The sequence below is a fragment of the Winogradskya humida genome (assembly GCF_016862215.1).
Taxonomy (GTDB): domain Bacteria; phylum Actinomycetota; class Actinomycetes; order Mycobacteriales; family Micromonosporaceae; genus Actinoplanes; species Actinoplanes humidus.
Genome location: NZ_BOMN01000077.1, coordinates 15325 through 35737 on the forward strand (window position 1 = coordinate 15325; position 20413 = coordinate 35737).

The following is a 20413-nucleotide window of genomic DNA, read 5'->3' on the forward strand; positions in this document are numbered from 1 at the left end:
GGCCGCACCCCGCCCACGGATCTCCATCGGCTCCCGCCCTCGATGCGGGCGGCGCGGGGCCGCTAATCTCTGCGCATGAACCGGGGACGGGGCGCGGGGCTGGTTGTCGTGGCGGTGGCGGCGGGTGCGGTGCTGGCCGGCTGCGGGGGTGGCGGCTCGGCGCGCACCTATGACACCACCGTGCAGGACTGGATCACCCAGATCGTGCTCGAGGGCGGCAACGGGAAGGTCACCGTGCGCACCACGCCGAACGCCGCGACCCGGATCAGCCGGACCACCACCGCGAAGTCCGACCCGGGGAAGTTCTACCGCGTGGACGGCCGCGTACTGCTGATCAACACCAGTTGCGGCCTGCGCTGCGACCAGGACTACTCGATCGAGGCGCCCGCCGGGGTGGCCGTCAGCGGCGGGATCACCTCCAACGATCTCACCCTGGACGGTGTCGGCAGCGCCGACGTGGGTGTCTCCGCCGGCGACATCACCATCACCGGGGCAACCGGCGGCGTCCGGGCCCGCTCCGACCACGGCGACGTCAAGGTGGCACTGACCGAGGTCGCCAACGTGAGCGCGAAGTCCGCCACCGGCGACGTCAGCGTGACCGTCCCACCCGGCCAGTACGAGGTCACCGCCCTCAGCGCCGCCGGCGGCACGGTCACGAGCACCGTCTTCAACATCCTCGACGCCCGCAACACCCTCGACGCGCAGACCGGCGTCGGCTCGGTCACCGTCGCCCTGGCCGAACCCGGACCCGAGGCGTCCACCCCGCCCTCAGCACGGCCCTCAGCACGGCCCTCAGCACCGGCATCCCGCCACCCGGTGCGCCGGAAGTAACGTCAAGGCTGCTTCCCTTCCCGCGCATCCGCTCGTTGGACTCCCGGGGCCGCCGCACGCCGGCCGCCCCGCCGGCCACGACGGACTCCCGGAAGGGACACCATGCCTGACCTGCACGACAACCTCACCGCCCCGGCGGGCCCCGCCAAGCACGCGGCCACTTTCCCCCCGGCAGGCCGCGCCAAGCACGCGGCCACACTCCCCCCGGCCGGAACCCTGCGAGTACGGAGCAACCGCCGCCGTACCGTCATCGCCTCCGCAGGCCTCGCCGTCCTGGCCGTAGCCGGCGGCGCAGCCTTCTGGCAGACCCGCGCCTCCGCCCCGTCCACCCTCGCAGCCCCACCGCCGTCGTCGTCCGCACCCGCCACCGTCCTCAACGGCAAACGGCAGGTGACAATCGAGGTCGCCGGCATGAACGGCGCCGTCCTCGCCCTCGGCCGCGGCGACGACGACCAGGTCAAAGCCACCACCGCCACAAACACCGGCACCCGCTCACTGTGGGTCCTGCGTCCCCGCGGCAAAAATTTCCAGATCGCCCTCGGCACCCTCCACGGCACCAGCCCGGTCTGCATGACCACCATCCACGACAAAGCCCCGGGCACAGTCCGCGACCGCGTCTGCGACCCCGCCCTGTCCACCCAGCTCTTCACCCTCACCAAAACCCCCGACGGCACCTACTCCCTCTTCCAGAACAACCACTACCTCCAGGTCATCGACGGCACCAACGCCCTCGTCCCCGACCTCCCCGAATCCCTCACCACCACCTACCACCTCCACGACCAGGGCCCCGCCGACCCCGCGATCTCCTGACCGGGACGCCCGCAGAACGAACACGGCAGGCCTCGCAAATCGAAAGTAACGAGGGTTGAATAGCGCGGCATGGCCCGGTCTCACCTCTTCGTCGACGCAGCGTTCACGCTCGGACCCGGCCTGCGGCACGGGTCGGACGTCTCACGGGCCGGCTATGCGGCCCGCATCGTGCGGGGAGGCCTACCAGGAGCTGATTCCCTGGACGATCCGCGGCGTCGCAAAGCGTTCTTCGACGCCTGCATCCAGAAACTCATCGACCACGACATGCGCCGGCTCACCGTCATCCGGCACCGAGCCGAGCTGCGCACCATGATCCGGCTGCTCGCCGGCCGGTCAGCCACAACCGTCGCAGCCGGGTCCCTCGCGCCCGTGCTCGGACTGAGCCGGCCGACCATCGCACGCTACCTGCAGGCGCTGGAGGAGACCCTCCTCATCAAGCGGATCCCCGGCTGGTCCCGCGACCTCGGCACCCGAGCCACGGCGGCGCCCAAGCTCATCTTCGCCGACTCGGGCATCGCCGCCAACGAACTCGCCGCCGACGCACGGGGGCTGGTGCGGCCGGGTGCCCCGTTCGGCCCGCTGCTGGAGTCCTTCGTGCTATCCGAGCTGGCCCGCCAGCTGACCTTGTCGGATCAGCTCGCCGGTCTCTGTCACTATCGCGATCGGTCCAGGTACGAGGTCGACGGCGTCCTGGAGAATCGCCGGGGCCAGGTCATCGGCATCGAGGTCAAAGCCGCGTCCACGGTCAGGCCCGGTGACTTCCGGGGGCTGCGGCGGTTGGCTGATCGGCTGGGTGACGATTTTGTTGTGGGCATCGTGCTGTACACCGGGACGGGCACACTTCCGTTCGGGGAGAAGCTTCGGGCTGTGCCCGTCAGTGCGCTCTGGCAGGTGGCGGCTCCCGGCCGTTAGATCGCGGCCTTTCGGAGAGCTTCGAAGTCGGCGGTACGCAGTCCGTGCCGCGCGTCGACGTGGTGGAGCAGTGCGGGGGCCGGGTGGTGGGCGGCGACGTGGTGGCGGTCGGCGTCGGTGATCTCGTCGTCGACCCAGATGAAGGGGCGGCCTGCTGCGTAGTCGAGCAGCGGGCGGGTCTTCGAGTGCACTCCGTCCGTACCCGTCGAATTCTTGTTCGGGACGGCAGCGACCGGCAGGTCGGTGGGCAGGCCGACGCGGGGGCTGATCCACTCGTTGGCCTCGTCACCCCAGGTCGTGGCCCAGACGATGCGGTACGGCAGGACGAGCAACTGCTCGCCGTGCCCGGGATGCAGCCACAGTCGTAGCGTCCGGCGATGGGAGAGCGTTTCGTCCACCCACGACGCGGGCCGGATGCGGTGGGTCAGGTAGCCCTCGGGGCGCTGCGTCGGCTTGCCGGCATAGGGGTTCAGCGGGCCGTCGACATCGAGGAACAGCAAAGTCTCCGCCACGCGCCACATTGTGCCCGGCGCGGGAACGCCGGGCGACGCGGTTAAAGAGCGCTGTGCAGCTGGGTGCGCAACTTCGCCAGCGCCTTGGTCAGCAGGCGGCTGACGTGCATCTGGGAGATGCCGAGCCGGTCGGCGATCTGCGACTGGGTCAGGTTGCCGTAGTAGCGCAGGGTGAGGATCTTCTGCTCGCGCTCGTCGAGCAGGGCCAGCGCCGGGCCGAGGGCGACGCGGGTTTCGGCGACCTCGAATTCGTGGTCCTCGCCGCCGAGGGTGTCGCCGAGCTCGGTGGTGCCGTCGGCGCTGATCGGGGTGGAGAGGCTGGTGGCGTTGTAGGCGCGGGCGCCTTCGAGGCCTTCCAGGACTTCTTCCTCGGTGACGCCGAGGTGCACGGCGATGTCGGGGACGGTCGGGGAGCGGCCGAGGCTGTGGGTGAGGGTGGCGTTGGCCTCGGTGATGGAGAGGCGCAGCTCCTGCAGGCGGCGCGGGACGCGCACGGACCACGTACGGTCGCGGAAGTGGCGCTTGATCTCGCCGATGATCGTCGGGATCGCGTAGCCGGCGAAGTCGACGCCACGGTCGGGGTCGAACTTGTCGACGGCCTTGATCAGGCCGACCGTCGCGGTCTGGAACAGGTCGTCGGTGGGCTCACCGCGGCCGGAGTAGCGGTGGGCGAGGTGGCGGGCGAGCGGCAGCCAGGCCTCGATCGCCCGGTCACGCAGAGCCGGACGGCGGCGGTCGCCGGCGGGAACGGCTGCCATCTCGGCCAGCAGATCGGCGGCGCTGCCGGAGGAGGCGCGGCGCGAGGCGGTAAGGGTCATCGGATGAGGTCCTCCATCAGCGGGCAGAGAGCCGTGCCCGCACGCGGCGACCGTTCACTCCCTCTCACGCTAACCGCTCGGTCGAGCCCTGCCTAGCCGAAAGTATGAGTGCAGTTCCGGAACAAGCGCTCAGGGGGTGAGAACGACCTTGCCGGCGACGGTCTTCGACTCCGCCAGGCGCATGGCCTCGGCCGCTCGGGCCAGCGGAAGCTCGGCGCCGACCGCCGCGGTGACCTTGCCCGCCGCCATCGCCTCCAGGACCGCGGTCAGGTCCGCGCGCAGCTTGGCGCGGAAACGGTCCTTGCGCCACAGACCACCCCAGACGTTGAAGAAGTACGCGTGCCGGCCGTTGGGCAGCGCGTTCCACGTCCACAGCCGGCCGAGCAGCTTGAGCACGGGCAGCTGCTTGCTGCCGCTGTCGTCGCGGGTCGACGCGCTCCCGTACGAGACGAGCGTGCCGCCGCGGCGCAGCAGCTTCCACGAACCGGTGAGGCCGGGACCGCCGACATGGTCGAAGACCGCGTCCACGCCCTCCGGAGCGATCGCGCGGACCTGGGCGGGCACGTCGCCGCGGTAGTCGACCGGGACCACGCCGGCGGCCCGCAGCGCGTCGTGGTGCCGGGGCGACGCGGTGCCGATCACGCGGGCCCCGGCCAGCTGGGCGAGCTGCACGAGGATCGAGCCGACGCCGCCGTTGGCGCCCATCACCACGACGGTGTGCCCGGCGCGGACGTGCGCGAGGCGGTGCAGCATCTGCCAGGCGGTGATGCCGTTGACCACGACGGTCTCGGCCTGGACGGCGGTGACGCCGTCCGGCACCGGGACCAGGTCGGCGGCGTCGAGCACCGCGTGGCTGCTCCAGCCACCGGTCTTGGTGAGCGCGGCGACCCGGCGGCCCCGCAGGGCCGGGTCCGCGCCGGGCCCGGCCTCCTCGACCGTGCCGACCAGGTCATAGCCGGGGACGAACGGGAACGGCGGCTGGTCGTAGTAGCGGCCCCGGCGCATCTGCTGTTCGGCGAAGCTGACGCCCGTGGCCTCCACGCGCACGAGCGCCTGACCCTGACCCGGCGCCGGGATCGCCCGCTCGCGCAGCTGCAGACCCTCGGGCTCGACGATGCCGGGGAGAACGACCTCGATCATGCTGTTGCCCATATCAGTGCTCCTTCTAGAGTTCATCGCTCGCAACCGTTATAGGTTGTAACGCAAGTATGCACTGCTCTCCTGGGGCCTCGCAAGGGGGATGTCGGTCGATGGCACGATTCGAGTCCGGGTGCGTGTGGGTAAACAGCCGGAAACACCTTGGAGACGGAGAACTCGAATGACCATCCTCGGCATCGACATCGGCGGTTCCGGCGTGAAAGGTGCCCCGGTCGACACTGCGACGGGCGAGTTGCTCGCGGAGCGCTTCCGGGTACCGACGCCGCAGCCCTCCGACGTCACCAGCGTGGTCGAGGCCGTCGCCGAGGTGGCGGCCCGCTTCGACGGCTACGAGCGGGTCGGCGTCACCTTCCCCGGCGTCGTCGTCGACGGGGTGACCCGGACAGCGGCGAACGTCGACAAGTCCTGGCTCGACGCCCCGGCGGCGCGGCTGTTCACCGAGCGGCTCGGCAAGCCCGTCTCGGTCCTCAACGACGCCGACGCGGCGGGCGTCGCCGAGGTCGCGTTCGGCGACCACGACCAGCAGGGCCTGGTCATGATGCTGACGTTCGGCACCGGCATCGGCAGCGCGCTGTTCCTCGACGGCACGCTGATCCCGAACACCGAGTTCGGCCACCTCGAGATCGACGGCAAGGACGCCGAGGTGCGCGCCTCGGACCGGGCCCGCGAGCAGGACGACCTGAGCTGGGAGAAATGGTCCGGCCGGGTGCAGGACTACCTGCGGCACGTGGAGATGCTGCTGTCGCCGCGGCTGTTCATCGTCGGCGGCGGGGTCAGCAAGAAGGCCGACAAGTGGCTGCCGCTGATCGAGATCCGCACCCCGATCGTCCCGGCGACACTGCTCAACAACGCCGGCATCATCGGTGCCGCGGTCATCGCGGGTCAGCCCGCCATCGCCCCCGAGGTGCACTGACCATGGCAAGGACCATCGCCACGAACAACCGCGTCGGCCGCGACGAGCTCCTGGAGTTCATCCGCCCCCGCCACCACGCGATCCTGATGACCACCCGCAAGGACGGCCGCCCGCAGTCATCCCCCAACACCTGCGGCGTCGACACCGAAGGCCGCGTCGTCATCTCCACCTACCCGGAGCGCGCCAAGGTCGCCAACATCCGCCGCGACCCCCGCGTCACCGTCTGCATCCTCTCGGACGACTTCGGCGGCGAATGGGTCCAGCTCGACGGCGTCGCCGAGGTCCTCGAGCTCCCCGAGGCCCTGGAACCCCTCGTCGAGTACTTCCGGGTCATCGCCGGCGAGCACTCGGACTGGGACGAGTACCGCCAGGCCATGCGCGAGCAGGGCAAAGCACTCATCCGGATCACCATCGAGTCCTGGGGCCCGATCGCCCGCGGCGGCTTCCCCGCACGCCTGGCCGAGTAGCCCGGGCCGGGGACACCGCCCCGCGGCTCGGGAGCTGGATCCGTTGCGGGCATCCCGGGGCGACCCGGCCGGAAAGAGTGCCACCCGGGGCGGCGCAGCCAGGGAGAGAGCCGCCCGGGGCGGCCGGCCGGAAAGAGTGCCGCCTGGAGCAGGTCAGGCGGGGACGCTGCTGCCCGGGGCGGGGAGCAGGTAGAGCAGGTCGTCGCGGTGCAGTCCGGCGACCGAGTCGAGCAGGTCCGGGTGGCGCAGCAGGGCCGCGGCCGCACTGTCGCGGGGATCGGGGGCGGTCAGCCGCCGGAACTCGGCGGGCAGGTCGGTCACCCGGCGCGGGCGGGGCCGCTCACCTTGCGGGAGCGGCTTCAACGGTACGGCCGCCGCGACCGCGTCCACCGCACGCGACGCGAGCAGCGGGTCGGAGAGCAGGCACGCCGCCCAGCTGACCACGACCTCATCCACCCAGGTACGCCAGCCCTCGCCCTCGGCCATCTCGTCCTCCGGCTCGCTGCCCATCCGCCAGTCCAGCGCCGCCGACCCGCCGGGCCCGGCCATGTTGACCAGCTCCGCGTCGACGGGCGTCGGGTAGCGCAGCCACGCCGCGACGGTGATCGCCTGCCGGGCCTGCAGCTCGTTGAGGGTGGCGGCGGCCTGGTCGGTGCCGGTCGCCGGGTAAGCGCGCACGAGCCAGTGGGTGCTCGCGGCGATGACCGGTGACAGGGCGGTGGACGGACCGGGACCGGGCATTGACTCCCCCAGGGGCAGACGGGCGCGGCCTCGGGTGGGGCGCGTCGAGATACCTCTCGGCCGCCCGGCCCTGCGGTTGAGTAGCCTCGCCCCGATGGCAACGCACGGCAACCGACGGGCAACGGTCTTCGCCCGCACCACCTCGGGAAACGCGACATTCGAGCCCGATCCGGCCCACGACCGCGCCTGGACCGTCACCGTCGACGGCGCGCCCCAGAGCTACGTCGACCTGGCGGACCCGGCCCACCTCGCCTTCGAGTACGTGCGCCGGCTGGCGACGATCCTGCGTCTGGCGCGCGCTCCGGGCGTACCCATGAAGATCCTGCATCTCGGCGGTGGTGGCCTGACCCTGCCGCGCTGGGTCGCCGCGACCCGCCCCGGCTCCGACCAGACGGTGGTCGAGCTCGACCCGCTGCTGCTCGCCGCGGTCGCCCGGACCCTCCCCTGGCCCCCGGAGATCAAGATCGAGATCGCCGACGCCCGAACCTTCGTCGACACTCAGGCCTCAGCCGACACCCGGCCCTCCGCCAATACTCAGGCCTTCGTCGGCACCCGGCCCTCCGCCAATACTCAGGCCTTAGCCGACACGCGGCCCTTCGCCGACACGCGGCCCTTCGCCGACACCCAGGCCTTCGCCGGCGCCACGCCCGATGCGGACGGCGGGACCGGGGGCTATGACGCGATCGTCGTGGACGTGTTCCAGGGCGCGGCGATGCCGGCGAGCGTCGCCGGGACCTCGTTCGCGCATGCCGCCGCGCGGTTGCTGCGGCCGGGCGGGGTGCTGGCGATGAACCTGACCGATGTGAAACCGCTCGCCTATTCGCGCATTCAAGCGGCTACTTTGCGTGCCGCCTTTGCGGATGTCGTTCTGATCGCTCCTCCCGGAATGCTGCGCGGGCGCAAGCTGGGCAATGTCGTCCTCGCCGCTGCGGCCATTTGTGGCTCTTTGCCCGTTTCGCGGATTACCAGGTCGGTGGCGTGGGACCAGGAGCCCGCCCGGGTGTGGCACGGCGAGGAATTGACCGCGTTTCTGGGCGGCGCGAGGGCGCGCCTCGACGACTCCCCGTAACGCGGCTCCGGTAGGTTGTCATCCACCGGGTGCCCGGCCGTTTGCGGTTCCTCCATTGCGGAGAAGTTGCGTGGACGGCTGCTGCATTTCGCCCGTCGCCGAGCCCGCTCCCGCGCATTCTGATTACGGTGGAGATCATGACCGGTCGCTTTCCCATCGAAGACGTGACGCCGTCCGTATCCTGCGGCCGCTACCCCTCGAAGGCGGTGGTCGGTGAACTCGTGCCGATCTCCGCGGTGTCCTATCGGGAAGGCCACAACGCGCTCGGCGTGAACGTGGTATGGCGCGGCCCGCACGGCGAGTCCGAGCCGTTCACCCGCCTGGAGCCCGGCGAACCCGGTCTCGACCAGTGGCACGCGGTGATCAAGCCCGACCGCGTCGGCCGCTGGACCTTCACCATCGAGGCGTTCGACGACCCGTACCAGACGTGGCGCAACGCGGTCACCAAGAAGATCGGCGCCGGCCAGGGTCTCGAGGACCTCGCCAACGACCTCGCCGAGGGCGCCGGCCTGCTCGACCTCGCCGCCAAGATCGTCCCGAACGCCGACGAGGAGCGGGTCCGCGAGGCCGCCGCCGCGCTGCGTGACGACGAGCGCTCGCTGTTCAACCGGGTCGCCCTGGCGCTCGACCTCGAAGAGCTGCTCTGGCACAACCCGGTCCGCCAGCTCGTGACCACCACCCGCTCGTACGTCATCTGGGTCGATCGCCAGCGCGCGCTCTACTCCTCGTGGTACGAGTTCTTCCCCCGCTCCGAGGGCGCCGAGGTCGGCCCCGACGCGACCCCGATCAAGCACGGCACGTTCGCCACCGCCGCCGGCCGCATCCCCGCCGTCGCCGCGATGGGCTTCGACGTGCTGTACCTGCCGCCGATCCACCCGATCGGCCGGATCAACCGCAAGGGCCGCAACAACACGCTGGTCCCCCGCCCCGAGGACGTCGGCTCGCCGTGGGCCATCGGCGCCGAGGAGGGTGGTCACGACGCGATCCACCCCGAGCTCGGCACGCCGGAGGACTTCCGCGCCTTCATCAAGACGGCCGCCGACAACGGCCTCGAGATCGCGATGGATCTCGCGCTGCAGGCCGCGCCGGACCACCCGTGGGTCAAGTCGCACCCGGAATGGTTCACCACCCGCGCCGACGGCACCATCGCGTACGCCGAGAACCCGCCCAAGAAGTACCAGGACATCTACCCGCTGAACTGGGACAACGACCCGAAGGGCCTGCGCGAGGAGGTCCTGCGCGTCGTCCTGCACTGGGTCGATCAGGGCGTGAAGATCTTCCGCGTCGACAACCCGCACACCAAGGCGCTGAGCTTCTGGCAGTGGTGCATCGCCAAGGTCAAGGCGGTCGAGCCGGACGTGCTGTTCCTCGCCGAGGCGTTCACCCGCCCCGCGATGATGAACGGGCTCGGCAAGGTCGGCTTCACCCAGTCGTACACGTACTTCACCTGGCGCACCACGGCCGGCGAGATGCGCGAGTACATGCAGCAGCTCAAGGCGTCGATCGACTGGATGCGCCCCAACTTCTGGCCCAACACCCCGGACATCCTGCACGAGACGCTGCAGCACGGCGGCCCGCCGATGTTCAAGATCCGCACCGTCCTGGCGAGCATGCTCTCGCCGTCCTGGGGCATGTACGCGGGTCTGGAGCTCTTCGAGCACGTGGCCCGGCCGGGGTCCGAGGAGCTCATCGACAACGAGAAGTACGAGCTCAAGCCGCGGGACTGGGCCGCCGCGGAGAAGGCCGGGCGCTCGCTGGCGCCGTACATCACCCGCCTGAACGAGATCCGGCGGGAGAACCCGGCGCTGCACTGGCTGCGGAACATCGAATTCCACGACATCGACAACAACGAGCTGCTCTGCTGGTCGAAGCGCGACGCTGAGACGGGTAACACCGTCCTGGTGATCTGTTCCTTCGATTCGCAGGACGTGCAGTGGGGCAATACGACGATCAACATGCCGGCCCTCGGCATGGACTGGCACGAGCGCTTCGACGTGGTCGACCAGATCACTGGCGCCTCGTACGAGTGGGGCCAGCACAACGCCGTCCGGATCGACCCCTTCGTCGAGCCGGCACACGTCTTCGTAGTACGCCCGCGCCGGTAACGGCTCTGGCGGGTAGTGAACCGGTCCCCGGCGAAGTAGCCGGGGCCGGTATTGAGCGCGCCGGCGGCGTACGCGATTCAGTTCCTGCGGGGTGGGGTAGGTGAACGTCTGATGGACCTTACAAGCGAACTCGACGAGAGTGTCGAGCACGATCCCGCTGAGGGCAGCCACGTCGAGGACGGTGTGGTCGAGCACCCCACCGCCGACGACTTCGAGCATGCCCGGACATTGCCCGCGGACCGGACCTGGTTCAAGCGCGCCGTCTTCTACGAAGTGCTGGTGCGGGCGTTCTACGACTCGAGCGCCGACGGCTCCGGCGACCTGCGCGGGCTGATCGAGCGGCTCGACTATCTGCAGTGGCTCGGCGTCGACTGCCTCTGGCTGCCGCCGTTCTACGACTCGCCGCTGCGTGACGGCGGCTACGACATCCGTGACTTCTACAAGGTGCTGCCTGAATTCGGCACGGTCGACGACTTCGTCGCCCTGCTCGACGCGGCGCACAAGCGCGGCATCCGGGTCATCACCGACCTGGTCATGAACCACACCGCCGACACGCACTCGTGGTTCCAGGAGTCGCGCCGCGACCCCGAGGGCCCCTACGGCGATTACTACGTGTGGAGCGACACCAGCGAGAAGTACCAGGACGCCCGGGTCATCTTCGTCGACACCGAGGAATCGAACTGGACGTTCGACCCGGTGCGCCGGCAGTTCTACTGGCACCGTTTCTTCAGCCACCAGCCCGACCTGAACTACGACAACCCGGCCGTGCAGGAGGCGATGCTCGACGTCCTGCGCTTCTGGCTGGGCCTGGGCATCGACGGCTTCCGGCTCGACGCGGTGCCCTACCTGTTCGAGCGCGAGGGCACCAACTGCGAGAACCTGCCCGAGACGCACGAGTTCCTGAAGCACTGCCGCAAGGTGATCGACGACGAGTTCCCGGGCCGGGTGCTGCTCGCCGAGGCCAACCAGTGGCCGGCCGACGTGGTCGAGTACTTCGGCGACGCGGACGCCGGTGGCGACGAGTGCCACATGGCGTTCCACTTCCCGCTCATGCCGCGCATCTTCATGGCGGTGCGGCGCGAGTCGCGCTTCCCCATCTCCGAGATCATGGCCCAGACCCCGGCGATCCCGGACATGGCCCAGTGGGGCATCTTCCTGCGCAACCACGACGAGCTGACCCTCGAGATGGTGACGGACGAAGAGCGCGACTACATGTATTCGGAGTACGCCAAGGACCCGCGGATGAAGGCCAACGTCGGCATCCGCCGGCGGCTCGCCCCGCTGCTGGAGAACGACCGCAACCAGATCGAGTTGTTCACCGCCCTGCTGCTGTCGCTGCCCGGTTCGCCGGTCCTCTACTACGGCGACGAGATCGGCATGGGTGACAACATCTGGCTCGGCGACCGCGACGGTGTGCGTACGCCGATGCAGTGGACACCCGACCGCAACGCGGGCTTCTCCACGGCTCACCCGGGCCGGCTCTACCTGCCCGCCAACCAGGACCCGATCTACGGCTACCAGTCGGTGAACGTCGAGGCCCAGCGGGACAGCTCCACGTCGCTGCTGAACTGGACGAGGACCATGCTGGCGGTCCGGCGCCGCCACGACGCGTTCGCCACCGGCACGTTCCGTGAGCTCGGCGGCTCGAACCCGTCGGTGCTCGCCTACCTGCGCGAGGACGGTGACGACGTGGTGCTCTGCGTCAACAACCTCTCGCGCTTCCCCCAGCCCATCGAGCTGAACCTGCAGCACTGGAACGGTTACACCCCGGTCGAGCTGACCGGTCATGTGAACTTCCCGCGCATCGGCCAGCTGCCGTACCTGCTGACCCTGCCCGGCCACGGGTTCTACTGGTTCCAGCTCTGCGGGTCCGAGGAGAAGCAATGACGCTGCCCTTCGCCGAATGGCTCCCCCAGCAACGCTGGTACGCGGGCCGTAACCGGACTCTGGCCTCCGCCGTGCCATCCTCAAGCACCCCGCTGCGCGAGGACCTGGACCTGGTGCTGGTCGACGCCACCTACACCGACGGCAGCTCCGAGCGTTACCAGATCCTGGTCGCGTGGGACAACGGCCCGATCTCGGAGTACAGCACCGTCGCCACGATCGGCACGGACGACGACCGTACGGGCTACGACGCCCTCTACGACCCGGACGCCGCGCGTTTCCTGCTCGGCCTGGTCGACTCGTCGGCCACCGCGGGCAACCTGATCTTCACCAGGGAGCCGGATGTCGAGCTGCCGCTGCACGCCGCGCCCCGGGTCTTCGACGCCGAGCAGAGCAACACCAGCGTGATCTTCGAGCAGGAGGCCATCCTCAAGGTCTTCCGCCGGGTCGAGTCCGGGATCAACCCCGACATCGAGCTCAACCGGGTGCTGGGCCGCGCCGGGAACCCGCACGTGGCACGGCTGCTCGGCTCGTTCGAGGTGACCACCGACTCGGGCCCGTGCCCGCTCGGCATGGTCACGGCGTATGCGGCCAACTCGGCCGAGGGCTGGGCCATGGCCACCGCCAGCGCCCGTGACCTGTTCGCCGACGCCGAACTGCGCGCCGACGAGGTGGGCGGCGACTTCGCGGGCGAGTCCTACCGGCTCGGCGAGGCCGTCGCGACGGTGCACAAGACCCTCGCCGACGAGCTGGGCAGCGGCCCGTCGCCGTTCCCGGTCGACGTCGTGATCGGACGGCTCACCTCGGCCGCGGCGTCCGTGCCCGAGCTGCGCGACGCCGTCCCCGTGATCGAGGAGCGTTTCCGCAAGCTCACCGGCGAGCCGGTCACCGTCCAGCGGGTCCACGGTGACCTGCACCTGGGTCAGGTGTTGCGCACGCCCGAGGCGTGGCTGCTCATCGACTTCGAGGGCGAGCCCGGCCAGCCCCTGGAGGAGCGCCGGCTGCCGGACTCCCCGCTGCGCGACGTCGCCGGTGTGCTGCGCAGTTACGAATACGCCGCCTACCAGTTGCTCGTCGACCAGGCCGACGACGAGCACCTCTCCGCCCGCGCCCGCGAGTGGGTCGACCGCAACCGGGCGTCCTTCTGCGAGGGCTACGCCGCCGCCTCGGGTACCGACCCCCGGGAACAGGCCGCGCTGCTCGCCGCCTACGAGCTGGACAAGGCGGTCTACGAGGCCGCGTACGAAGCGCGGCACCGGCCCGGATGGCTGCGCATCCCGCTGCGGTCCATCGCCCGCCTCGTCGGCTGACCCCGCCACACCCACCCCCGGAGGAACGCACCGATGATAGGAAAGACCGCATCCACGCCGTCCATGGCCGGGGACGAGCGCTTCCTGGCGGCCGTCGTCTCGGGCAACACCCATGACCCGCACGCGCTGCTCGGCGCACATCCCACGGGCAGCGGCAGCACGATCATCCGCACGATGCGCAAGGGCGCCAAGACGGCCGCCGTCGTGCTGGACGACGAGCGCACGGAGATGACCCAGGTGCACCCCGACGGCATCTTCGCCGTCGAGGTGCCGGGGACCGTGCTTGACTACCGCATCGACGCCGACGGCACCGTCGACGACGACCCGTACCGTCACCTGCCGACCCTCGGCGAGCTCGACCTGCACCTCATCGGTGAGGGCCGGCACGAGAAGCTGTGGACCGTCCTCGGCGCCCACCCCCGCGGCACCGGTGTCGCCTTCGCCGTCTGGGCGCCCGGCGCCCGCGGTGTGCAGGTCATCGGCGACTTCACCGGCTGGGGCCCCTACGACGGCTGGCCGATGCGCTCGCTCGGCAGCACCGGCGTCTGGGAGCTCTTCGTCCCGGGCGCGGCCGCCGGGGCCAAGTACAAGTACAAGATCCTCGGGCAGGACGGTGTCTGGCGCGAGAAGGCCGACCCCCTCGCCCAGCACACCGAGGTGCCGCCGGCCACGGCGTCGGTCGTCTACGAATCCTCGTACGACTGGCAGGACACCGACTGGATGACGACCCGGGCCACGAAGCAGTGGCACCAGGAGCCCATGAGCGCGTACGAGGTGCACCTCGGCTCGTGGCGCCCCGGCCTGTCCTACGTCGAGCTCGCCGAGCAGCTCGTCGATTACGTCATCGACACCGGCTTCACCCACGTCGAGCTGATGCCCGTCATGGAGCACCCGTTCGGCGGCTCGTGGGGTTACCAGGTCACCGGCTACTACGCCCCGACCTCGCGCTTCGGCAGCCCCGACGAATTCCGCTACCTCGTCGACAAGCTGCACCAGGCCGACATCGGCGTGATCCTCGACTGGGTCCCCGCCCACTTCCCCAAGGACGAGTTCGCGCTCGCCCGTTTCGACAGCACCCCGCTCTACGAGCACGGCGACTGGCGCCGCGGCGAGCAGCCGGACTGGGGCACGTACGTCTTCGACTTCGGCCGCAAGGAGGTCAGGAACTTCCTGGTCGCCAACGCCCTCTACTGGTGCGAGGAGTTCCACGCCGACGGCCTGCGGGTCGACGCCGTTGCCTCGATGCTCTACCTGGACTACTCCCGCAAGGAAGGCGAGTGGGTCCCCAACCAGTACGGCGGCCGCGAGAACCTCGAAGCGATCAGCTTCCTGCAGGAGATGAACGCAACCGTCTACCGCAACAACCCCGGTGTGGTGACGATCGCCGAGGAGTCGACGGCGTGGCCGGGTGTCACCCGCCCCACCCACCTCGGTGGTCTCGGCTTCGGCTTCAAGTGGAACATGGGCTGGATGAACGACACCCTCTCCTACATGGAGAAGGAGCCCATCTACCGCCAGTGGCACCACCACCAGATGACCTTCGCCACGGTCTACTCCTGGAGCGAGAACTACGTCCTGCCCATCAGCCACGACGAGGTCGTGCACGGCAAGGGCTCGCTGACCGGCAAGATGCCCGGTGACCAGTGGCAGAAGCTCGCGAACACGCGCGCCCTGCTCGGTTTCATGTGGGCCTTCACCGGCAAGCAGCTGCTCTTCATGGGCGCCGAGATGGGCGACGAGCAGGAGTGGAGCGAGTCCCGCGGCCTCAACTGGGACCTGATCGCCGACGAGAACCGCGGCGGCGGCATCCACCGGCTGGTCAAGGACCTGAACCGCGCCTACCGCGACACCCCGGCGCTGTGGACCCAGGACACGAGCCCGAGCGGTTTCCGCTGGATCACCTCGGAGGACTCCCAGCACAACACGTTCTCCTTCCTGCGCTTCGCGCCGAACGGTGACGCCTTCGCCTGTGTGGTCAACTTCTCCGCGGTCCCGCACGAGGGTTACCGCATCGGGCTCTCCCGCGCCGGAGTCTGGCGCGAGGTGGTCAACACGGACAGCAGCCTTTACGGCGGCTCGGGTGTGGGCAACCTCGGCGAGGTCCACGCCGAGGAGATCCCCTGGCACGGCCTGAACGCCTCGGCATCCCTGCGCGTCCCGCCGCTCGGCGCGGTCTGGCTGCGTTACGAGGGCTGACGCTCGTCACCCACGGACGGGCATCTCCCCACGGAGGTGCCCGTCCGCCGTGTCACCCGAACTTCGTCCATTCCCCTTCGGAGATCACCTCAACGGAACCGTCGACAACCTTGATGGCCGTCTGCTCGTCGATGGCGTAGGCCGGCCCGCCGATCTCGGCGGCCCACCGCTGCGCGTCAGCCGGGGTGTTCTCAGGGAACGCGTTCAGGTGCGGGAAGATCGAGAAGCCGACGACTCCCAGGGTGCGGTCGTCCGGCGCGGACGGCCACTTGACGAATTCCGTGCCGATCCGGGGCGTCATCACCATGCTCCCGGCGCTCACTCCCACCCAGACCTTGCCGGTCAGCGAGGGCAGCAGCCCGGCCAGCCCGGACTCCCGCATCCAATGGCTCAGATACGTCGCGTCGCCACCGTCGACCAGGAGCACGTCGGCCTCCCGGACCCACGGGACCCATCGCTCCGCGCCGATGGTGGGCAGCGCCGTCAGCTCGAGGACACCGAGCGACGCCCAGCCGAGGCTGGTCAGGTGCCGCGAATCGGGGTCCGCCACGAAGCCCCGCACCGAGGACGGACCGCACTTCGGGTGACCCCACTGCGCTGTCGGGACGCAGAGGGCATGGCATTCAGCGATCGGCTTACCGAGCAGCTGCACGAGCGCCGCGTTGATGCTCGGGTTCGTGACGCCACCCGAGGTGAGCAGAAGCTTCATGGTGTCTCCCCGTTCGCGCTTTCGGACGTGGACGCCATTCAAAACCGGCCGGGCTGCGCCTGTCCAGCTCGAAAACCGAGCCTGTGGACAAGTCGCTGTCACCCGTCCGTGCGTTGTCCACAGGCATCCCACGACCGGTGGCCATCAGCGCTATCGTGCGATTGTTCCCGACGGCAAAGGAGCCGATCATGCCCGTACGCCTCAACCCGTACATCGCTTTCGCCGACGGCAAGGCCCGCGCCGCGATGGAGTTCTACCACTCGGTCTTCGGCGGCAAGCTCGACATCAGCACGTTCGGCGAGTTCGGTGCGCCCGACCCGGCCCTCGCCGACAAGGTCATGCACGGCATGCTCGTCAACGACGACGACTTCACCCTGATGGGCGCGGACAGCCCGCCCGGTATGGAGCACGTCCCCGGCAACAACATCGCCGTCAGCCTCAGCGGCGACGACGCGGGCAAGCTGCGCGGCTACTGGGAGAAGATCTCCGACGGCGGCACGGTCACCCTGCCGCTGGAGAAGCAGATGTGGGGCGACGAGTTCGGCACCTGCAAGGACAGGTTCGGCATCGAATGGATGGTCAACATCGCCGGCGTCCAGGCCTGACCCCGGCCCCGCGCGGCGAAACACGGCGGCGGGTGGGGCGGCGATGTTGTTAGGGTCCTGCGATGCCCCACCTGCAGCGGCTCAGAGCTGACCATGCCGATGCGCTGATGCGGTTCGAGCGCGAGAACCGCGAGTTCTTCGCCCGGTCCATCCCGGATCGCGGCGACAGCTACTTCGCCGAGTTCGCCGCCCGGCATGCCGCGCTGCTCGACGAGCAGGACACGGGGGTCTGCCACTTCCACGTTCTGGTCGACGACACCGGCACGGTGCTCGGACGGTTCAACCTGATCGACGTCGAGGACGGGCAGGCGGTGCTGGGGTTCCGGGTGGCCGAGCGCGCAACCGGGCGCGGCACCGCGACCCACGGCGTGGGCAGAATTCTCGTGGCCGCCCGCGACGACTACGGGCTGCGACGGCTGGTCGCCGACGCTGCGCTGGACAACGCCGGCTCGCGCGCCGTTTTGCGCAAGACCGGCTTCGTGCCGACCGGGGAGGAGGTCATGCTCAACGGACGTCCCGGCCTACGGCACGTCCGCGACCTGAATACGCATCCCTGAACACGCGGCCCTGAATACGCATCCCTGAATACGCGGCCTTGAACGCGCAGCCCTGAAACCGGCCACCGGAAACGCCGCCGGCCGTCGAACGGGCTGACAGCCGTCAGTAGCCCGCTAGGCCGTCAGGAAGGCCCGCCGACCGTCAGAACGCACCGTTGGCCGTCAGAACGCACCGTTGGCCGTCAGAACGCATCGCCGGCCGTCAGGAGCGGCTGAGCCAGTCGCCGGCGAGCAGTCCGAACAGCAGATCATCCGTCCACTCGTTCTTGATCCAGGTGTGCTGGCGGCGCAGCCCCTCCTGCGTGAACCCCAGGCGCTGCAACAGTTTTGCCGAGGAGAGGTTGCGGGCGTCGCACTCCGCCGAGACCTTGTGCAGGCCTTGGATCTTGAACAGGTGGTCGAGGATCGCGCGGACGGCTTCCGTGGCGTAGCCGTGGCCCTGCTGGACGGGTGCGAGGGTGTAGCCGATCTCGGCCTGTTTCAGGTTGTCGGCCAGATTGACGCCGACATCGCCGATCAGGGTCTTCGCGGAGGCCAGTTCTACCGCCCACTGGAACCAGCCCGGCATCGCGGGGTCGGCCGCGACCATGGTCTGAACGGAGTAGCGGGCCTTGTCCAGCGAGTACGGCGAGTTCCAGGACTGGTAGCGCGCGACCTCCGGCTCCGACCGGTAGGCCGCCAGCACGGCGGCGTCGTCTTCCCGGAAGCGTCGCAGCACCAGCCGCTCAGTCTCGATCACCACCCACCGACCCTACGTCCCGGCCCCACACCCGAAGGCACCCGGCCCCACACCCGGAGACATCCGGCCGCACACCCGGAGACATCCGGCCCCACACCCGTAAGTACCCGGCCGCACACCCGGAGACATCCGGCCGCACACCCGGAGACATCCGGCCGCACACCCGGCCCGGCACCGCGCGACACCCGCCCGGCGTCCAGAAAGGGGAAGGGGAAAGCCCCTCCTGGAAAAACGGTGTCAGGCCTCTTCGACGTCGGCGACGATGACCGTGACGTTGTCGGGGGCACCAGCTTCCAGGGTGCGGGCTATCAGCTCCGCGGCGCAGACCTGCCGGTCCGGGAAGGACCGCAGCGTGGCCGCGATCACCTCGTCGTCGACGTAATCGCTGAGGCCGTCGCTGTTGAGCAGGAACCTGTCGCCGGCCTTGACGGGGACCATCCGGCCGGCGGGGCGGAACGGGCCGCCCTGCACCGCCTGGGTGACCAGGGCCCGCTGCGGGTGGCGGCGGGCGTCGTCCGGGGAGAGGACACCCTGGTCGACGAGCGCCTGGACGTACGTGTCGTCCTTGGTGATCTGGGTGAGGACGCCGTCGCGCAGCAGGTAGCAGCGGGAGTCGCCGACGTTGAGGGCCGCGGCGCGATCTCCGGCGAGCATCAGGGACGTCACCGTCGTACCCATGCCGTCGCGGGCGTCGTCGTCCTTGACCGCCGCCTCGATCCGCTCGTTGGCGGTGGTCAGGGCCGCGATCAGGTCCTGCAGCGGCTCGCCGGTGTCCGGCAGGTCGTCGACGACCGAGACCGCGGTCACCAGGATCTCGCTGGCCAGTTCGCCGGCGGGCAGGCCGCCCATGCCGTCCGCGACGACGAGGAGCCTGCCGCCCACGAAGACCGCGTCCTCGTTGTTGGAGCGGACCAGTCCCTGGTCGGAGGCGGCGACCGCCCGTAGCACGAAGCTCATGTCACAACCCTGCCAAAGGGCGGGAGAGAAGTCTGTAGTACGTACTACGTAGTGTTGGGTGGTGATGCCGGTACCGATGGTGGGTCGCGCGGAGGCCCTCGAGGAGCTGCGGCGTGCCTGGGAGCAGGCCCTCAGCCGGGGCCGGTGCGTGCCCGCCGTGGTCACGGGGCTGCCGGGGACGGGCAAGAGCACGCTCGCCGCCGCGGCCGTGCAGGTCACGACGCCCGAGGTGACGCTCTTCGGCTCGGCGAGGCTGCATTCTCCCGCTCCTTACGACTGGTTGGCCGCGGTGCTGGCCGGTCAGGGCCCGCTTCCGCGGCTTCCGGTGCCGCCGCAGGCGCTGGCGTGGCTCGCCCAGGATCCGGATGTCCCCCGGGAGCGTTACACACCGGACGCGCTCCTGCGCCTTGCCGTCACCACGGTTCGCGCCCTGGTGGGCGGTCGCCCGAGCGTACTCATGGTCGAAGATCTTCATGCACTTGACCCCGCGAGTCTGAACCTGATCGCCGAGCTGGCGGGCGCAGAGCTTCCCGCGCTGCTGCTGATCACGTCGCGGCCCCCGGATGCGGCGGTCAATCCCCAGCTCGCGGTGCGCACGCTCGAACGGCTTGCGGGGGCACCCGGGGCCGTGCGGCGCCATCTGGGTGCCCTGACCGCCGGCCACGTCGGTCACATTCTCGACCATGTGTACGCGCAGAGCACGCCCTGTGCCGACGTCAGCGAGGCGGTCTGGCGGCGGACCGGGGGAAATCCCTATCGCCTGACCGAGCTGCTCGCCGAAGCGGGTGATCTGAACGGGCTGACGGAGCTCCTCCAGCAGCCCGCGGGGCGCAGAGTGCGGCAGCGTCAGCCCGCGGAGCCCGCCCCGGGTGAGCTGACCACGCGGGAGCGGGAGGTGCTCGGGTGCCTGGCTGAAGGCATGACGAATAAGCAGATAGCGCGAACGCTCGGCATCTCTGTGCGTACGGTCACGGTGCACGTGTCCAACCTGCTGCGCAAGACCGGCGCGTCCTCGCGTACCGAAGCAGCGATCTGGGCAGTTCAAAGCGATGTGAGAGCGACCGCGGCACCATGATCACCGCGCCCGGCCGGGTGATCATGCAGCCCGGAAACGCGGGGC

General features: G+C 69.9%; 19 protein-coding genes and 1 pseudogene. 13 read left to right on the plus strand and 7 right to left on the minus strand.

The annotated features are described in order from the left end of the window. Nucleotides 1-75: 75 nt before the first annotated feature. The 3 genes and pseudogenes from Ahu01nite_RS27545 to Ahu01nite_RS27555 all read left to right on the plus strand — a co-directional run. Nucleotides 76-831, plus strand: coding sequence for a DUF4097 family beta strand repeat-containing protein (locus tag Ahu01nite_RS27545; RefSeq protein WP_203839548.1), 756 nt, complete (start codon nt 76-78; stop codon nt 829-831). A 102-nt stretch (nt 832-933) separates the two neighbouring features. Next, a complete protein-coding gene (locus Ahu01nite_RS27550; RefSeq protein WP_203839549.1) occupies nt 934-1641 on the plus strand; it encodes a hypothetical protein in 708 nt (235 codons plus the stop codon). A gap of 87 nt (nt 1642-1728) precedes the next feature. Next, nucleotides 1729-2553 (plus strand): annotated as a pseudogene (locus Ahu01nite_RS27555) (ATP-binding protein); the annotation flags it as partial. Here the strand turns inward: Ahu01nite_RS27555 and Ahu01nite_RS27560 are convergent. The 3 genes from Ahu01nite_RS27560 to Ahu01nite_RS27570 form a co-directional block, all read right to left on the minus strand. Further along, on the minus strand, nt 2550-3065 hold the full coding sequence (locus Ahu01nite_RS27560) for an HAD domain-containing protein (protein WP_239159182.1): 516 nt from the start codon (nt 3063-3065) through the stop codon (nt 2550-2552). The pseudogene Ahu01nite_RS27555 and the gene Ahu01nite_RS27560 overlap by 4 nt on opposite strands. Before the next feature lie 41 nt (nt 3066-3106). Beyond that, complete coding sequence (locus tag Ahu01nite_RS27565; RefSeq protein WP_203839552.1) at nt 3107-3883, minus strand: SigB/SigF/SigG family RNA polymerase sigma factor; 777 nt, start codon at nt 3881-3883, stop codon at nt 3107-3109. Between the two features lie 129 nt (nt 3884-4012). Next, complete coding sequence (locus Ahu01nite_RS27570; protein ID WP_203839553.1) at nt 4013-5035, minus strand: medium chain dehydrogenase/reductase family protein; 1023 nt, start codon at nt 5033-5035, stop codon at nt 4013-4015. A gap of 166 nt (nt 5036-5201) precedes the next feature. Here Ahu01nite_RS27570 and ppgK point away from each other — a divergent pair, with 166 nt between their 5' ends. Beyond that, complete coding sequence (gene ppgK / locus Ahu01nite_RS27575; protein ID WP_203839554.1) at nt 5202-5954, plus strand: polyphosphate--glucose phosphotransferase; 753 nt, start codon at nt 5202-5204, stop codon at nt 5952-5954. A gap of 2 nt (nt 5955-5956) precedes the next feature. Next, nucleotides 5957-6421, plus strand: coding sequence for a PPOX class F420-dependent oxidoreductase (locus tag Ahu01nite_RS27580; RefSeq protein ID WP_203839555.1), 465 nt, complete (start codon nt 5957-5959; stop codon nt 6419-6421). Between the two features lie 153 nt (nt 6422-6574). Here the strand turns inward: Ahu01nite_RS27580 and Ahu01nite_RS27585 are convergent, their stop codons facing one another. Next, nucleotides 6575-7162 (minus strand): hypothetical protein, encoded by a 588-nt coding sequence (locus tag Ahu01nite_RS27585; protein WP_203839556.1) that lies wholly within the window; start codon nt 7160-7162, stop codon nt 6575-6577. A 94-nt stretch (nt 7163-7256) separates the two neighbouring features. Here Ahu01nite_RS27585 and Ahu01nite_RS27590 point away from each other — a divergent pair, with 94 nt between their 5' ends. The 5 genes from Ahu01nite_RS27590 (at nt 7257) to glgB (ending at nt 15726) form a co-directional block, all read left to right on the plus strand. Then, nucleotides 7257-8231 carry a spermidine synthase gene (locus Ahu01nite_RS27590; RefSeq protein ID WP_203839557.1) on the plus strand — a complete coding sequence of 325 codons (975 nt, stop codon included), beginning with the start codon at nt 7257-7259 and terminating at the stop codon, nt 8229-8231. A 137-nt stretch (nt 8232-8368) separates the two neighbouring features. Then, a complete protein-coding gene (locus Ahu01nite_RS27595; protein WP_203839558.1) occupies nt 8369-10336 on the plus strand; it encodes an alpha-1,4-glucan--maltose-1-phosphate maltosyltransferase in 1968 nt (655 codons plus the stop codon). A 111-nt stretch (nt 10337-10447) separates the two neighbouring features. Then, the gene (treS, locus tag Ahu01nite_RS27600) at nt 10448-12223 is read left to right on the plus strand and encodes a maltose alpha-D-glucosyltransferase (RefSeq protein ID WP_203839559.1); all 1776 of its coding nucleotides are present in this window, start codon (nt 10448-10450) and stop codon (nt 12221-12223) included. After that, complete coding sequence (locus tag Ahu01nite_RS27605; protein ID WP_203839560.1) at nt 12220-13530, plus strand: maltokinase N-terminal cap-like domain-containing protein; 1311 nt, start codon at nt 12220-12222, stop codon at nt 13528-13530. The genes treS and Ahu01nite_RS27605 overlap by 4 nt, the downstream gene beginning before the upstream one ends. 33 nt (nt 13531-13563) lie before the next feature. Next, nucleotides 13564-15726 (plus strand): 1,4-alpha-glucan branching protein GlgB, encoded by a 2163-nt coding sequence (glgB, locus tag Ahu01nite_RS27610; RefSeq protein ID WP_203839561.1) that lies wholly within the window; start codon nt 13564-13566, stop codon nt 15724-15726. Nucleotides 15727-15778: 52 nt separating this feature from the next. Here the strand turns inward: glgB and Ahu01nite_RS27615 are convergent, their stop codons facing one another. After that, nucleotides 15779-16435, minus strand: coding sequence for a Type 1 glutamine amidotransferase-like domain-containing protein (locus Ahu01nite_RS27615; protein WP_203839562.1), 657 nt, complete (start codon nt 16433-16435; stop codon nt 15779-15781). A 188-nt stretch (nt 16436-16623) separates the two neighbouring features. Between Ahu01nite_RS27615 and Ahu01nite_RS27620 the strand changes: the two genes are divergently transcribed. Together Ahu01nite_RS27620 and Ahu01nite_RS27625 are read left to right on the plus strand one after the other, a co-directional pair. Then, on the plus strand, nt 16624-17040 hold the full coding sequence (locus tag Ahu01nite_RS27620; protein ID WP_203839563.1) for a VOC family protein: 417 nt from the start codon (nt 16624-16626) through the stop codon (nt 17038-17040). A gap of 62 nt (nt 17041-17102) precedes the next feature. Further along, on the plus strand, nt 17103-17597 hold the full coding sequence (locus Ahu01nite_RS27625) for a GNAT family N-acetyltransferase (RefSeq protein ID WP_203839564.1): 495 nt from the start codon (nt 17103-17105) through the stop codon (nt 17595-17597). A 202-nt stretch (nt 17598-17799) separates the two neighbouring features. On the opposite strand, the gene Ahu01nite_RS27630 is transcribed toward Ahu01nite_RS27625, so the two are convergent. Then, nucleotides 17800-18339 (minus strand): GNAT family N-acetyltransferase, encoded by a 540-nt coding sequence (locus Ahu01nite_RS27630; protein WP_203839565.1) that lies wholly within the window; start codon nt 18337-18339, stop codon nt 17800-17802. A gap of 234 nt (nt 18340-18573) precedes the next feature. Beyond that, the gene (locus Ahu01nite_RS27635) at nt 18574-19293 is read right to left on the minus strand and encodes a PP2C family protein-serine/threonine phosphatase (protein ID WP_203839566.1); all 720 of its coding nucleotides are present in this window, start codon (nt 19291-19293) and stop codon (nt 18574-18576) included. Between the two features lie 64 nt (nt 19294-19357). Here Ahu01nite_RS27635 and Ahu01nite_RS27640 point away from each other — a divergent pair, with 64 nt between their 5' ends. Beyond that, nucleotides 19358-20368, plus strand: coding sequence for a helix-turn-helix transcriptional regulator (locus tag Ahu01nite_RS27640; RefSeq protein ID WP_239159192.1), 1011 nt, complete (start codon nt 19358-19360; stop codon nt 20366-20368). Nucleotides 20369-20413 lie beyond the last annotated feature (45 nt).

Bases quoted from the DNA above. Each gene is read 5' to 3' on its own strand.
- Ahu01nite_RS27585 (WP_203839556.1), bottom strand. From the start codon at position 7,162: ATGCCCGGTCCCGGTCCGTCCACCGCCCTGTCACCGGTCATCGCCGCG.
- Ahu01nite_RS27580 (WP_203839555.1), top strand. From the start codon at position 5,957: ATGGCAAGGACCATCGCCACGAACAACCGCGTCGGCCGCGACGAGCTC.
- Ahu01nite_RS27620 (WP_203839563.1), top strand. From the start codon at position 16,624: ATGCCCGTACGCCTCAACCCGTACATCGCTTTCGCCGACGGCAAGGCC.
- Ahu01nite_RS27565 (WP_203839552.1), bottom strand. From the start codon at position 3,883: ATGACCCTTACCGCCTCGCGCCGCGCCTCCTCCGGCAGCGCCGCCGAT.
- Ahu01nite_RS27625 (WP_203839564.1), top strand. From the start codon at position 17,103: ATGCCCCACCTGCAGCGGCTCAGAGCTGACCATGCCGATGCGCTGATG.
- Ahu01nite_RS27635 (WP_203839566.1), bottom strand. From the start codon at position 19,293: ATGAGCTTCGTGCTACGGGCGGTCGCCGCCTCCGACCAGGGACTGGTC.
- ppgK (WP_203839554.1), top strand. From the start codon at position 5,202: ATGACCATCCTCGGCATCGACATCGGCGGTTCCGGCGTGAAAGGTGCC.
- Ahu01nite_RS27640 (WP_239159192.1), top strand. From the start codon at position 19,358: ATGCCGGTACCGATGGTGGGTCGCGCGGAGGCCCTCGAGGAGCTGCGG.
- treS (WP_203839559.1), top strand. From the start codon at position 10,448: ATGGACCTTACAAGCGAACTCGACGAGAGTGTCGAGCACGATCCCGCT.
- Ahu01nite_RS27545 (WP_203839548.1), top strand. From the start codon at position 76: ATGAACCGGGGACGGGGCGCGGGGCTGGTTGTCGTGGCGGTGGCGGCG.
- Ahu01nite_RS27615 (WP_203839562.1), bottom strand. From the start codon at position 16,435: ATGAAGCTTCTGCTCACCTCGGGTGGCGTCACGAACCCGAGCATCAAC.
- Ahu01nite_RS27595 (WP_203839558.1), top strand. From the start codon at position 8,369: ATGACCGGTCGCTTTCCCATCGAAGACGTGACGCCGTCCGTATCCTGC.
- Ahu01nite_RS27570 (WP_203839553.1), bottom strand. From the start codon at position 5,035: ATGGGCAACAGCATGATCGAGGTCGTTCTCCCCGGCATCGTCGAGCCC.
- Ahu01nite_RS27605 (WP_203839560.1), top strand. From the start codon at position 12,220: ATGACGCTGCCCTTCGCCGAATGGCTCCCCCAGCAACGCTGGTACGCG.
- Ahu01nite_RS27550 (WP_203839549.1), top strand. From the start codon at position 934: ATGCCTGACCTGCACGACAACCTCACCGCCCCGGCGGGCCCCGCCAAG.
- Ahu01nite_RS27590 (WP_203839557.1), top strand. From the start codon at position 7,257: ATGGCAACGCACGGCAACCGACGGGCAACGGTCTTCGCCCGCACCACC.
- glgB (WP_203839561.1), top strand. From the start codon at position 13,564: ATGATAGGAAAGACCGCATCCACGCCGTCCATGGCCGGGGACGAGCGC.